The following is a 13,673-nucleotide window of genomic DNA, read 5'->3' on the forward strand; positions in this document are numbered from 1 at the left end:
TTTGTTTTTTGTTTGGAAGGGAAATGGCTGGAAAAAGACCTGCGCTATATCGGGGAATGAATCGATGCCAAGGAAATGCCGTCTGAACATGCGTTCAGGCGGCGTTTTTATAACAAAAATACTTCATGGCGGTTGGTTTTATGCCTGTCTAAGTTTTTGTGTCGTGCATACCTGAAGATTTCAGACGGCATCGGTTTATGCCGTCTGAAAAGTGTATTCTGTTTCAGTTTGTAAGCTGTGGCAGTCTGTTTGTCTTGTGTTTTGCGCAATTGCCCTTATTTTAAGCCGTGATTTTATTTTGAATTAGATGAAAAAATGAGTAATCAAGATTTTTATGCGACGCTGGGTGTGGCAAGAACAGCTACCGATGATGAGATTAAAAAAGCCTACCGTAAATTGGCGATGAAATACCATCCCGACCGCAATCCTGACAATAAAGAGGCGGAAGAGAAGTTTAAAGAAGTACAAAAGGCGTATGAAACTTTATCCGACAAGGAAAAGCGCGCTATGTACGACCAGTATGGTCATGCGGCATTTGAAGGAGGAGGTCAAGGAGGATTTGGAGGGTTTGGTGGATTTGGTGGTGCTCAAGGTTTTGACTTTGGGGATATTTTCAGCCAAATGTTTGGAGGCGGTTCGGGGCGCGCCCAGCCTGATTATCAGGGTGAGGACGTTCAAGTCGGTATCGAAATCACGCTTGAAGAAGCAGCAAAAGGTGTGAAGAAACGCATCAATATTCCGACTTATGAAGCGTGCGATGTTTGCAACGGTAGTGGCGCGAAACCTGGGACATCCCCTGAAACCTGTCCGACTTGTAAAGGCTCGGGTACGGTGCACATCCAGCAGGCGATTTTCCGTATGCAACAGACTTGTCCGACTTGTCATGGTGCGGGTAAGCATATTAAAGACCCTTGTATTAAATGTCACGGGGAAGGACGGAATAAAACCGGCAAGGCTGTAGAAGTCAATATTCCTGCAGGCATAGATGACGGACAACGTATCCGTTTGAGCGGGGAAGGCGAGCCGGGAAGGCATGGTGCGCCTGCAGGCGATTTGTATGTAACGGTGCGTATCAGGTCCCATAAGATTTTCCAACGCGATGGTTTGGATTTGCATTGCGAACTGCCGATCAGTTTTGCCACGGCTGCTTTGGGCGGGGAGTTAGAAGTGCCGACCTTGGACGGAAAGGTCAAGCTCACCGTCCCCAAAGAAACCCAGACAGGTAGAAGGATGCGGGTAAAAGGTAAGGGTGTTAAATCGTTGCGCAGTAGTGCAATCGGTGATTTGTACTGCCATATTGTTGTCGAAACGCCTGTCAATTTGACCGACCGTCAAAAAGAGCTTTTGGAAGAGTTTGAGCGGATTTCTACCGGGTTGGAAAACCAAACACCGCGCAAGAAATCGTTTTTAGACAAGCTGCGTGATTTGTTTGATTGATTTTAAGGTTCGGAAACAAGCAGCCGTATCGGGGCATCTCCCTGATACGGCTGTTTTTGTTTGTTTGGAAATAGTTTTTATTTTTAATTGGGTATGGGCAGGGTGGGATAACTGTTTTTAACCGTTCTTTTTAAAACTTGACATCATGGCGTGATGCCAACAATATGTGAAAGTCTGTTTTTAAAGGAAGAATAATGAATAAATCTTTATCCGGTTCGGTAGAAGAATACCGCGAACTGACGCTCCGAGGTATGATACTCGGTGCATTGATCACTGTAATTTTTACTGCGTCCAACGTTTATCTCGGTTTGAAAGTCGGACTGACCTTTGCCTCGTCGATTCCGGCGGCAGTGATTTCGATGGCGGTTTTAAAGTTTTTCAAAGGCAGCAATATTTTGGAAAACAACATGGTGCAGACGCAGGCTTCGGCGGCGGGTACGCTTTCGACCATCATCTTCGTCCTGCCCGGTTTGCTGATGGCGGGCTACTGGAGCGGTTTCCCGTTTTGGCAGACGACGCTTTTATGTATTGCCGGCGGGATTTTGGGGGTGATTTTCACCATTCCGCTGCGTTACGCGATGGTGGTGAAAAGCGATTTGCCTTATCCGGAAGGTGTGGCGGCTGCTGAAATTTTGAAAGTGGGCGGTCATGAAGAAGGGGATGACCGTCAGGGCGGCAGCGGTATCAAAGAGCTGGCGGCCGGCGGCGCGTTGGCGGGATTGATGAGCTTTTGCGCCGGAGGTCTGCGTGTGATTGCCGATAGCGCGAGTTATTGGTTTAAAAGCGGTACGGCGATTTTCCAGCTGCCGATGGGCTTTTCACTGGCATTGTTGGGCGCGGGCTATTTGGTCGGACTGACGGGCGGTATCGCCATCCTGTTGGGCATTTCGATTGCTTGGGGCATTGCCGTGCCGTATTTCTCCTCACACATTCCGCAACCTTCCGATATGGAAATGGCGGCGTTTGCGATGAAGCTGTGGAAGGAAAAAGTACGCTTTATCGGCGCGGGAACCATAGGTATCGCGGCGGTTTGGACCTTATTGATGCTGCTCAAGCCGATGGTGGAAGGCATGAAGATGTCGTTCAAGAGTTTTGGCGGCGGCGCGCCCGCTGCGGAACGCGCTGAACAGGATTTGTCGCCTAAAGCCATGATTTTTTGGGTATTGTCTATGATGTTTATTCTAGGCGTGTCGTTTTACCACTTTATCGGCGATTCGCACATTACGGGCGGCATGGCTTGGCTTTTAGTGGTCGTTTGCACGCTTTTGGCTTCCGTCATCGGCTTTTTGGTCGCCGCCGCCTGCGGTTATATGGCGGGTTTGGTCGGCTCGTCTTCCAGCCCGATTTCCGGCGTGGGCATCGTTTCCATTGTTATCATTTCGCTGGTTTTATTGGTTGTGGGCGAATCAGGTGGTTTGATGGTGGATGAAGCCAACCGCAAATTCTTACTGGCGTTAACGCTGTTTTGCGGCTCGGCAGTAATCTGCGTGGCTTCGATTTCCAATGACAACCTGCAAGACTTGAAAACCGGCTACCTGCTTAAAGCAACGCCTTGGCGGCAGCAAGTCGCCCTGATTATCGGCTGTATCGTCGGTGCGCTGGTGATTTCGCCTGTGTTGGAACTGCTTTACGAAGCCTACGGCTTTACCGGCGCGATGCCGCGCGAAGGCATGGATGCGGCGCAGGCTTTGGCAGCCCCTCAGGCGACTTTGATGACGACCATCGCGTCGGGCATTTTCGCCCACAACCTCGAATGGGCGTATATCTTTACCGGCATCGCAATCGGTGCGGTGTTGATTGCCGCCGATTTGGTGTTGAAAAAATCATCAGGCGGCAAACTTGCCCTGCCCGTCCTCGCGGTCGGTATGGGCATTTATCTGCCGCCGTCCGTCAATATGCCCATCGTGGCAGGCGCGGTGTTGGCGGCGGTGTTGAAACACATCATCGGCAAGAAGGCGGAAAACCGCGAAGGCCGTCTGAAAAACGCCGACCGTATCGGTACGCTTTTCGCGGCCGGCCTGATTGTCGGTGAAAGCCTGATCGGTGTGATTATGGCGTTTATTATTGCCTTTTCCGTGACCAACGGCGGCTCGGACGCGCCGCTTGCGTTGAATCTGCAAAACTGGGATGCCGCCGCCTCATGGTTGGGTTTGGCGTTCTTCGTGACTGGGATGTTTTTCTTTGCACAGCGCGTACTGAAGGCGGGCAGGTAGGCTGTCGGAAAAAATGCCGTCTGAAACGTTCAGACGGCATTTTTTATCGGGAAAGCGGAAGGCGGAGCTTTTCGGCTTGCGCCCACGTTTTGCCGGCAAGGTCTTTGGGCGACAGCAGCGGCGCGGTTTGAAGCGGCCAGCCTATGCCGATTGCCGGGTCGTTCCATATTAAAACCTGTTCGGCTTCCGGCTTGTAATAGTCCGTGCATTTGTACACGACTTCCGCCTCGTCGCCCAAAACGCAAAACCCGTGTGCGAAGCCTTCGGGTATCCAAAGCTGGTATCGGTTTTGCGCCGACAAGGTTGCGCCCGCCCATTTGCCGAAAGTCGGCGAACCTTCGCGCATATCGACGGCCACGTCGAACACTTTGCCGACAACTACGCGTACGAGTTTGCCTTGTGTGTTTTCGGTTTGGTAGTGCAGGCCGCGCAATACGCCTTTGCGTGATTGGGAATGGTTTTCCTGAACAAAGGTTCGGTCGGCAATATTTTCTTTGAACCACCCGTCTCGGAAGGTTTCCATAAAAAAGCCGCGCCCGTCTGTGAAGACTTGCGGTTTTAAAATTTTTACGTCGGGGAGGGCGGTGTCGATGATGTCCATAAAGTCCTTTGGCGGTATCGTTACCGCTGTTTTTTGCGGTTTGGATGCCGTCTGAAAGCCGTCGGGGCGTTCAGACGGCATTTATTTGTCAATCAGGTGCAGCAGGTATTGCCCGTAGGCGGTCTTTTCTAAGGGCTTTGCCCGTGTTTCCACATCTTTTTTCGTCAGCCAGCCGTTGCGCCAGGCGATTTCTTCGAGGCAGGCGATGTGCATGTTTTGGATGTTTTGCACGGTTTGGACGAAGGAAGCCGCCTCGTGCAGGCTTTCGTGCGTGCCGGTGTCCAACCACGCGAAACCGCGTCCTAAGATTTGGACGGACAATGAACCGTCTTCCAAATACATTTGGTTGAGGTCGGAAATTTCCAATTCACCACGTGCGGACGGTTTGAGCTGTTTGGCGAACTCGACGGTGCGGTTGTCGTAGAAGTACAAGCCGGTTACCGCCCAATCGGATTTGGGCTGTTGCGGTTTCTCTTCGATAGACAGGGCGTTGAAATTTTCGTCAAATTCGACCACGCCGAAACGTTCGGGGTTTTTGACCTGATAAGCAAACACGGTTGCGCCGTGTTTGCTTGCCGCCGCCTGTTTCAATGTTTGCGTAAACGATTGACCGTAGAAAATATTGTCGCCCAAAATCAGACAGACGTTGCCGTTGCCGATAAATTCTTCGCCGATGATAAATGCCTGCGCCAAGCCGTCGGGACTGGGTTGAACGGCATAACTGATGGAAATGCCGAAATCGCTGCCGTCGCCGAGCAGGCGTTTGAAAGAGGCATTGTCTTCGGGCGTGGTAATCACCAAAATATCGCGGATTCCTGCCAGCATCAAAACCGACAAGGGGTAATAAATCATCGGTTTGTCGTACACGGGCAGGAGCTGTTTGGACACGCCGCGCGTAATCGGATATAGGCGCGTACCGCTGCCGCCTGCCAGTATGATGCCTTTCATCGTATTTCCTTTTCGGTTGAAACCCCGCCCTTTAGGGCGGTAGAATCAGACTTTATTTGTGAGGGGTGTAACCCCTTCCAAATCAGGGCAATACATAGGGCGGTGCTTTATGTGTCGTCCTGTGTGTTGAAACATCTTTGCTTTCTTCCTTTGCGATGGGTTTTCAGACGGTATTGCGTCGGGATGCCGTCTGAAAACTATTTATCCGTACCTAAATGTTCCAGACGGTAGCTGCCGTTCAATACGTTTTGCCACCAGGTTTTGTTGTCCAAATACCATTGCACTGTTTTGAGGAGGCCGGATTCAAAAGTTTCCAAAGGCTGCCAGCCCAAATCCCGCCTGATTTTCGCCGCATCGACGGCGTAGCGGACATCGTGGCCTGGGCGGTCGGGGACAAAGGTAATCAAATCTTCATAACGCGCCACGCCGGCCGGTTTTTCAGGAACAAGCTCTTCCAGCAGGGTGCAGATGGTTTTGACGACTTCAATATTGGCTTTTTCATTGTGGCCGCCGATATTGTAGGTCTCGCCGACAACACCTTCGGTTACAACCTGATACAGCGCGCGCGCGTGGTCTTCGACAAACAGCCAGTCGCGGATTTGCATACCGTCGCCGTACACGGGCAGCGGTTTGCCGTCAAGCGCGTTCAGAATCATCAAAGGAATGAGTTTTTCGGGGAATTGTCGGGGGCCGTAGTTGTTGGAGCAGTTGCTTACAATGGTTGGCAAACCGTAAGTACGCAACCATGCGCGGACAAGGTGGTCGCTGGACGCTTTAGAAGCAGAGTAGGGGTTGGACGGCGCGTAGGGCGCGGTTTCTGTAAACAAATCGTCTGTGCCGCTTAAATCGCCATAAACTTCATCGGTAGAAATATGGTGGAAACGGAAGGCTTCGCGTTGTTCAGACGGCATTTGCTGCCAATAGGCGCGCGCAGCTTCCAGCAGATTGAATGTGCCGACGATATTGGTTTGGATAAACTCGCCTGCCGAACCGATGGCGCGGTCGACATGGCTTTCCGCCGCCAAGTGCATCACGGCATCGGGCCGGTATTGCGCGAACACGCGGTCGAGTTCGGCGCGGTTGCAGATATCCACTTGCTCAAAAGCGTAGCGGGGATTATCGGCAATGTCGGTCAGCAATTCGAGATTGCCGGCATAAGTCAGCTTATCGACATTGACGACAGAGTCTTGGGTGTTTTGGATAATATGACGGACAACGGCAGAACCGATAAAGCCCGCGCCGCCGGTAACGAGGATGGTTTTTTTGTTTGCGGTTTGCATTTAATCCCCGTATCCGTCGGGGTTGCGGCTGACCCAACGCCACGAATCCTCCATCATTTGCGCAAGGCTGCGTTTGGTTTCCCAACCTGTCTCTTGTTTGGTATGGGACGGGTCGGCATAGGAACACGCCAAGTCGCCGGCGCGGCGGGGTTGGATTCGGTAAGGAATGCTCAAACCGGATGCGGCTTCAAAGGCACGGATGATTTCTAAGACGGAATAGGCGCGGCCCGAACCTAAGTTGAACAAATGTACGCCGGCAACGCCGCCTTTTGCCTTCATTGCCGCGATATGCCCTTCTGCCAAATCCATCACATGAATATAGTCGCGCATTCCCGTACCGTCGGGGGTTGGATAATCGCCGCCGAATACCGACAGTTGCGGCAGCCTGCCCGAAGCCACTTGGCAGATATAGGGCAAAAGGTTGTTGGGAATACCGTTGGGCTGTTCGCCGATCAAGCCGCTTTCGTGCGCGCCAATCGGGTTGAAATAGCGCAACAAAATCACGCTCCAACGCGGATCGGCTTTTTGGATGTCGGTTAACATCCGTTCCACCATCGCTTTGGACGCACCGTAAGGATTAGCGGTATCGCCCGGGCGCATATCTTCCGTATAGGGGACTTTTTCCGCATCGCCGTAAACGGTTGCCGACGAGCTGAATACGATTTTGAACACGCCCGCGCGCGCCATTTCTTCCGCCAGCACCAGGCTGCCATAAACATTGTTGCCGTAATATTTCATCGGCTCGGCAACGCTTTCCCCCACTGCCTTCAAACCGGCAAAATGGATGACGGATTCGATTTCGTGTTCTGAAAAAATCTGCCTCAAAATCTGACGGTCGCGGATGTCGCCCTGATAAAACGGTATGTTTCTGCCGGTAATTTGCCGAAGGCGCGGGAGGACGGCGGCAGACGAGTTGCACAGATTATCTAGAATCACGGCATCGTAACCGGATTGGACGAGTGAGACGGCGGTGTGCGAACCGATGAAGCCGGTGCCGCCGGTAATCAGGACGGTCATAAACATTCCTTTCAGATTGTATCGGGCAAAGTATATCAGTATTATCTTCATCATATTTCCTTTTCGGTTGAAACCCCGCCCCTTTAGGGCGGTAGGATCAGACTTTATTTGGGAGGGACGTAACCCCTTCCAAATCAGGGCAACACATAGGGTGGTGCTTTATGTGTCGTTCTGTGTGTTGAAACATCTTTTCCAAACGATTACCCACATTGCGCCGTCGGCTGTTCAGACGGCATCACGGAGGCAATTTATGAACATCACCCAAATCCTCTCCCAAGAACTCTCCGCCACTACCGCGCAAATCAATGCCGCTATCGAGCTTTTGGACGACGGCGCGACCGTGCCCTTTATCGCCCGCTATCGCAAGGAAGCCACGGGCGGGCTGGACGATACGCAGCTGCGCCAGCTTGCCGAGCGGCTGCAATACCTGCGCGAGTTGGAAGAGCGCAAAGCCGTTGTTTTAAAAAGCATTGAAGAGCAAGGCAAGCTTTCAGACGACCTCAGGGCGCAAATCGAAGCCGCCGACAACAAAACCGCGCTGGAAGACCTGTATCTGCCCTACAAGCCCAAACGCCGCACCAAGGCGCAAATCGCGCGCGAACACGGTTTGCAGCCGCTGGCGGACGTGTTGCTTGCCGAGCAGCCGCAGGACATGGAAGCCGCCGCACGGGGCTACCTGAACGAAAACGTCCCCGACGCTAAAGCCGCACTGGACGGCGCGCGTGCGATTTTGATGGAGCAGTTTGCCGAAGACGCGGAACTCATCGGCACGCTGCGCGACAAGCTGTGGAACGAAGCCGAAATCCACGCGCAAGTCGTTGAAGGCAAAGAAACCGAAGGCGAAAAATTCAGCGATTATTTCGACCATCGCGAACTCATCCGCACCATGCCCAGCCACCGCGCGCTGGCGGTATTGCGCGGCCGCAACGAAGGCGTGTTGAACATCGCGCTCAAATACCAGCCCGACGACACGCCGATTACCCAGCAAAGCGAATACGAACAAATCATCGCCTGCCGCTTCAAGGTTTCAGACGGCCACAAATGGCTACGCGACACCGTGCGCCTGACTTGGCGCGCGAAAATCTTTTTGTCGCTGGAGCTGGAAGCCTTAGGCCGTCTGAAAGAAGCCGCCGACACCGATGCGATTACCGTGTTCGCCCGCAATCTCAAAGACTTGCTGCTCGCCGCACCCGCCGGACGGCTGACCACTTTGGGTCTCGACCCCGGCTACCGCAACGGCGTGAAATGTGCCGTAGTGGACGATACGGGCAAGCTGCTGGATACCGTTATTGTCTATTTGCATCAAGAAAACAATATGTTGGCAACGCTGTCGCGCTTGATTAAGCAGCACGGCGTGAAGCTCATCGCCATCGGCAACGGCACCGCCAGCCGCGAAACCGACAAAATCGCGGGCGAACTGGTGCGCGGAATGCCGGAAATGGGGCTGCACAAAATCGTCGTGTCCGAAGCCGGCGCGTCGATTTATTCCGCATCCGAACTGGCGGCGCGCGAGTTCCCCGACTTGGACGTTTCCCTGCGCGGCGCGGTGTCCATTGCCCGCAGGCTGCAAGACCCGCTTGCTGAGTTGGTCAAAATCGACCCCAAATCCATCGGCGTGGGCCAGTATCAGCACGATGTGAACCAAAGCCGGCTTGCCAAATCGCTGGACGCGGTGGTCGAAGACTGCGTGAACGCCGTCGGCGTGGACGTGAATACTGCCTCCGCCCCACTCTTGGCGCGGATTTCCGGTTTGAATCAAACCCTTGCCCAAAACATCGTCGCCTACCGCGATGAAAACGGCGCGTTCGACAGCCGCAAAAAATTGCTGAAAGTACCGCGTTTGGGCGAAAAAACCTTCGAGCAGGCGGCAGGCTTTTTGCGGATTAACGGCGGTAAAGAACCGCTGGACGCGAGCGCGGTGCATCCCGAAGCCTATCCCGTCGTCGCCAAAATGCTGGCGCAACAAGGCATTACCGCCGCCGAACTCATCGGCAACCGCGAGCGCGTGAAGCAAATCAAAGCATCCGACTTCACCGACGAACGCTTCGGACTGCCGACCATTCTGGACATCCTGTCCGAACTGGAAAAACCCGGCCGCGATCCGCGCGGTGCGTTTCAGACGGCATCGTTTGCCGAAGGCATCCATGAAATCAGCGACTTGCAAGTCGGTATGATACTCGAGGGCGTGGTTTCCAACGTCGCCAACTTCGGCGCGTTCGTGGACATCGGCGTGCATCAGGACGGCTTGGTGCATATCTCCGCGCTGTCCAACAAGTTCGTCCAAGACCCGCGCGAAGTGGTGAAAGCCGGCGACGTGGTGAAAGTGAAAGTGCTGGAAGTCGATGTTGCGCGTAAACGCATTGCGCTGACCATGCGCTTGGATGACGAACCGGGCGGCGCAAAACATAAAATGCCGTCTGAAAACCGCAGCCGCGAACGGCCGGCCGGCCGCAAACCCCAACGCAACGACCGTGCCCCAACCAATTCGGCGATGGCGGATGCGTTGGCAAAGTTGAAGCGGTAAGTCCGACAGCAGGGATGTACAGTGACAGATGCAGTGGCGGGTTTTGCCCCTGCTTTTTCTGTTGTTTCAAATATGTGTATTCCTATGATGCCGTCTGAAGACTGTTCAGACGGCATTTGATTTGGTTGTGGCAGGGGCATGGCGACAGGCGTATAGTTTCAAATTATTGCCAACCTGTTTAAATAAGGAGTCCGAACCATGAAGAAATTGATGTTTGCCGCGCTGGTGTCCTGTTTTTCGGTTTCTGCGTTTGCCGCCTGTGCCGACAGCCAGCAGCAGTGTGTAATCTATAAAAACGGCAATGTCGCAGTGGAGGGCGGCTGCGCGGTCAGCAAGTGCCAAAGTGCCGATGCGCAAGTGTTGAAATGGAAGCTGAAAAACGGCAAAGGCGTAACTGTGGAAATCGGAAAAAACGGCAAGGTTTCGGTGAACAAAAAACCGGGTGCGAAAGCGGCCAACAGCAATGCGGCAGGTATGGGTTTGACGTGTTATGCCGCCGATGCGGACAAGCGCGAGCAGTTCTGTTCGACCAATTATTGAACAGGTGCGGATGCCCGATGCCGTCTGAACGGAGTTTCAGACGGTATTTTGTTTGTAAAAAATAGTTGTAAAAAACGGCAATTCTTTGACAAGCCTTAACTATTCCCCTAATATCCCTGCGCCTGCGCCCCTTCGGGCGGACATGAAGAAAAACATTTTAGGAGGTCAAACGATATGGAATGGGCGTTTAACAGTTATTACACCTTGATTGCCGCCACTTTGGTTTTGCTGGTTGGCAAGGTTTTAGTTAATAAAATCAAGTTCTTGCGCGATTTTAACATCCCTGAACCCGTGGCGGGCGGGCTGATTGCCGCGATTATCCTGTTTGCGCTGCACGAAGCGTACGGCGTGAGCTTCAAATTTGAAAAACCGCTGCAAGATGCGTTTATGCTGATTTTCTTTACGTCCATCGGCTTGAGCGCGGATTTTTCCCGTTTAAAGGCGGGCGGTTTGCCGCTGGTGGTTTTTACCGCGATTGTGGGCGGATTTATCTTGGTGCAAAACTTTGTCGGGGTCGGACTGGCTTCCGCTTTGGGTTTGGACCCGCTCATCGGCCTGATTACCGGTTCGGTTACGCTGACGGGCGGACACGGCACGGCGGGTGCCTGGGGGCCGGATTTTGAAACCAAATACGGTTTGGTCGGTGCAACCGGCTTGGGTATGGCTTCTGCAACTTTCGGGCTGGTGTTCGGCGGTCTGATCGGCGGGCCGGTTGCACGGCGTTTGATTAACAAAATGGGCCGCAAACCGGTTGAAAATAATAAACAGGCTCAGGACGACAACGCGGACGACGTGTTCGAGCAGGCAAAACGCACCCGCCTGATTACGGCGGAATCTGCCGTTGAAACGCTTGCCATGTTTGCCGCGTGTCTGGCGTTTGCCGAGATTATGGACGGCTTCGACAAAGAATACCTGTTCGACCTGCCCAAATTCGTGTGGTGTCTGTTTGGCGGCGTGGTCATCCGCAATATCCTCACCGCCGCATTCAAAGTCAATATGTTCGACCGCGCCATCGATGTGTTCGGCAATGCTTCGCTTTCGCTTTTCTTGGCAATGGCGCTGCTGAACCTGAAACTGTGGGAGCTGACCGGTTTGGCGGGGCCTGTAACCGTCATCCTTGCCGTACAAACCGTGGTGATGGTTTTGTACGCGACTTTTGTTACCTATGTCTTTATGGGGCGCGACTATGATGCCGCAGTATTGGCTGCCGGCCATTGCGGTTTCGGCTTGGGCGCAACGCCGACGGCGGTGGCAAATATGCAGTCCATCACGCATACTTTCGGCGCGTCGCATAAGGCGTTTTTGATTGTGCCTATGGTCGGCGCGTTCTTCGTCGATTTGATTAATGCGGCGATTCTCACCGGCTTTGTGAATTTCTTTAAAGGCTGATTTTCCGCCTTTCCGACAAAGCACCTGCAAGGTTTACCGCCTGCAGGTGCTTTTGCTATGATAGCCGCCATCGGTCTGCACCGTTTGGAAGGAACATCATGTATCGGAAACTCATTGCGCTGCCGTTTGCCCTGCTGCTTGCCGCGTGCGGCAGGGAAGAACCGCCCAAGGCATTGGAATGCGCCAACCCCGCTGTGTTGCAGGACATACGCGGCAGTATTCAGGAAACGCTCACGCAGGAAGCGCGTTCTTTCGCGCGCGAAGACGGCAGGCAGTTTGTCGATGCCGACAAAATTATCGCCGCCGCCTACGGTTTGGCGTTTTCTTTGGAACACGCTTCGGAAACGCAGGAAGGCGGGCGCACGTTCTGTATTGCCGATTTGAACATTACCGTGCCGTCTGAAACGCTTGCCGATGCCGAGGCAAACAGCCCCCTGCTGTACGGCGAAACGTCTCTGGCAGACATCGTGCGGCAGAAGACGGGTGGCAATATCGGGTTTGAAGACGGCGTATTGACGGCAGCCGTCCGCTTCCTGCCCGCCAAAGACGGTCAGACGGCATTTATCGACAACACGGTCGGTATGGCGGCGCAAACGCTGTCTGCCGCGCTGCTGCCTTACGGCGTGAAGAGCATCGTGATGATAGACGGCAAGGCGGTGAAAAAAGAAGACGCGGTCAGGATTTTGAGCGGAAAAGCCCGTGAAGAAGAACCGTCCAAACCCACGCCCGAAGATATTTTGGAACACAATGCCGCAGGCGGCGATGCGGGCGTACCCCAAGCCGCAGAAGGCGCGCCCGAACCGGAAATCCTGCATCCCGACGACGGCGAGCGTGCCGATACCGTTACCGTTTCACGGGGCGAAGTGGAAGAGGCGCGCGTGCAAAACCAACGCGCGGAATCCGAAATTACCAAACTTTGGGACAAACTCGATACCGATGTGCAAAAAGGGCTGGTCGGCGAACAGCGCAAGTGGGCGCAGGAAAAAATCAGCAACTGCCGACAAGCCGCCGCGCAGGCAGACGGGAAAGAATACGCCGAATACCTCAAGCTGCAATGCGACACGCGGATGACGCGCGAACGGATACAGTATCTTCGCGGCTATTCCATCGATTAGGGGCAAACCGATGAATACCGTCCCCAAAAGCAGGATTCCCGTCAAACCGCTGCCCGAAAAAACCACAGCCGAAGCCAAAGTCGAAAAATGGCGGCAGCTCGGTGCGGAACACGGTTTGTCGGGCGAATGGGCAGTTGCCGCCAGATTGGGCGAAAACGGTTTTACCGAAGAACAGATGGAAAATATCGCCAACCTGTTCGGCAGATAAAGGGAAAATAGACGGAAATGCCGTCTGAAACCCTGTTGTCGGTTTCAGACGGCATTTTGACCAATACGGTACGCAGGCGCAAAACAGCCGTCTTTTCTTGCGTTTCCTATGCTGATGTTCCAACACACAGGACGACACAAAAAGCGTTGCCCTATGTGTTGTCCTGATTCGTAAGGGGTTACGCCCCTCCCAATATAGTGGATTAACAAAAACCAGTACGGCGTTGCCTCGCCTTGTCCTGATTTTTGTTAATCCACTATAAAGTCTGATCCTGCCGCCCTAAAGGGCGGGATTTCAACCGAAAAGGAAATACGATAAAATCGGCAATTTGCCGTAAAGTTAAAAAGTTCCATCCATATCGAGGAGATATTATGCATCACCCCCCCCCCCCCCCAAAAAAA

The 13,673-nt window shown here is 53.4% G+C and carries 13 protein-coding genes; 9 read left to right on the forward strand and 4 right to left on the reverse strand.

Translation table 11 applies throughout. The features are described from left to right. Positions 1-75 precede the first annotated feature (75 nt). The 3 genes from Q9J32_RS09730 to Q9J32_RS09740 all read left to right on the forward strand — a co-directional run bounded on the left by Q9J32_RS09730 (position 76) and on the right by Q9J32_RS09740 (position 3,650). Entirely contained in the window at positions 76-234 is a 159-nt protein-coding gene (locus Q9J32_RS09730) for a hypothetical protein (protein WP_301883361.1), read from the forward strand. An 81-nt stretch (positions 235-315) separates the two neighbouring features. Next, positions 316-1,437, forward strand: coding sequence for a molecular chaperone DnaJ (gene dnaJ, locus Q9J32_RS09735; RefSeq protein ID WP_301883363.1), 1,122 nt, complete (start codon positions 316-318; stop codon positions 1,435-1,437). 194 nt (positions 1,438-1,631) lie between these two features. After that, entirely contained in the window at positions 1,632-3,650 is a 2,019-nt protein-coding gene (locus tag Q9J32_RS09740; protein WP_301883366.1) for an OPT family oligopeptide transporter, read from the forward strand. A gap of 43 nt (positions 3,651-3,693) precedes the next feature. On the opposite strand, the gene rfbC is transcribed toward Q9J32_RS09740, so the two are convergent. From rfbC to galE, 4 genes are all read right to left on the reverse strand, one after another. Beyond that, entirely contained in the window at positions 3,694-4,251 is a 558-nt protein-coding gene (gene rfbC / locus Q9J32_RS09745) for a dTDP-4-dehydrorhamnose 3,5-epimerase (protein WP_301883385.1), read from the reverse strand. Positions 4,252-4,332: 81 nt separating this feature from the next. Next, positions 4,333-5,199 carry a glucose-1-phosphate thymidylyltransferase RfbA gene (gene rfbA, locus Q9J32_RS09750; protein WP_301883369.1) on the reverse strand — a complete coding sequence of 289 codons (867 nt, stop codon included), beginning with the start codon at positions 5,197-5,199 and terminating at the stop codon, positions 4,333-4,335. Positions 5,200-5,396: 197 nt separating this feature from the next. Next, positions 5,397-6,479 carry a dTDP-glucose 4,6-dehydratase gene (rfbB, locus tag Q9J32_RS09755; protein WP_301883371.1) on the reverse strand — a complete coding sequence of 361 codons (1,083 nt, stop codon included), beginning with the start codon at positions 6,477-6,479 and terminating at the stop codon, positions 5,397-5,399. Beyond that, positions 6,480-7,496, reverse strand: coding sequence for a UDP-glucose 4-epimerase GalE (gene galE / locus Q9J32_RS09760; RefSeq protein ID WP_301883374.1), 1,017 nt, complete (start codon positions 7,494-7,496; stop codon positions 6,480-6,482). Positions 7,497-7,746: 250 nt separating this feature from the next. Between galE and Q9J32_RS09765 the strand changes: the two genes are divergently transcribed. The 6 genes from Q9J32_RS09765 to Q9J32_RS09790 all read left to right on the forward strand — a co-directional run bounded on the left by Q9J32_RS09765 (position 7,747) and on the right by Q9J32_RS09790 (position 13,439). Next, positions 7,747-10,020, forward strand: a complete 2,274-nt coding sequence (locus Q9J32_RS09765) for a Tex family protein (protein ID WP_301883376.1) — start codon at positions 7,747-7,749, stop codon at positions 10,018-10,020. Positions 10,021-10,218: 198 nt separating this feature from the next. Beyond that, entirely contained in the window at positions 10,219-10,560 is a 342-nt protein-coding gene (locus tag Q9J32_RS09770; protein ID WP_301817930.1) for a hypothetical protein, read from the forward strand. Between the two features lie 174 nt (positions 10,561-10,734). Then, the gene (gene gltS / locus Q9J32_RS09775) at positions 10,735-11,949 is read left to right on the forward strand and encodes a sodium/glutamate symporter (RefSeq protein ID WP_118792907.1); all 1,215 of its coding nucleotides are present in this window, start codon (positions 10,735-10,737) and stop codon (positions 11,947-11,949) included. A gap of 98 nt (positions 11,950-12,047) precedes the next feature. Next, positions 12,048-13,064 carry a lysozyme inhibitor LprI family protein gene (locus Q9J32_RS09780; RefSeq protein WP_301883380.1) on the forward strand — a complete coding sequence of 339 codons (1,017 nt, stop codon included), beginning with the start codon at positions 12,048-12,050 and terminating at the stop codon, positions 13,062-13,064. A 10-nt stretch (positions 13,065-13,074) separates the two neighbouring features. Further along, positions 13,075-13,272, forward strand: a complete 198-nt coding sequence (locus Q9J32_RS09785; RefSeq protein WP_013448186.1) for a hypothetical protein — start codon at positions 13,075-13,077, stop codon at positions 13,270-13,272. A 17-nt stretch (positions 13,273-13,289) separates the two neighbouring features. Beyond that, positions 13,290-13,439: a hypothetical protein gene (locus Q9J32_RS09790; protein ID WP_301883383.1), complete on the forward strand. Its 150-nt coding sequence runs from the start codon at positions 13,290-13,292 to the stop codon at positions 13,437-13,439. Positions 13,440-13,673 lie beyond the last annotated feature (234 nt).

Origin of the sequence: Neisseria uirgultaei (assembly GCF_962719845.1) — a bacterium.
Lineage (GTDB): Bacteria > Pseudomonadota > Gammaproteobacteria > Burkholderiales > Neisseriaceae > Neisseria > Neisseria bergeri.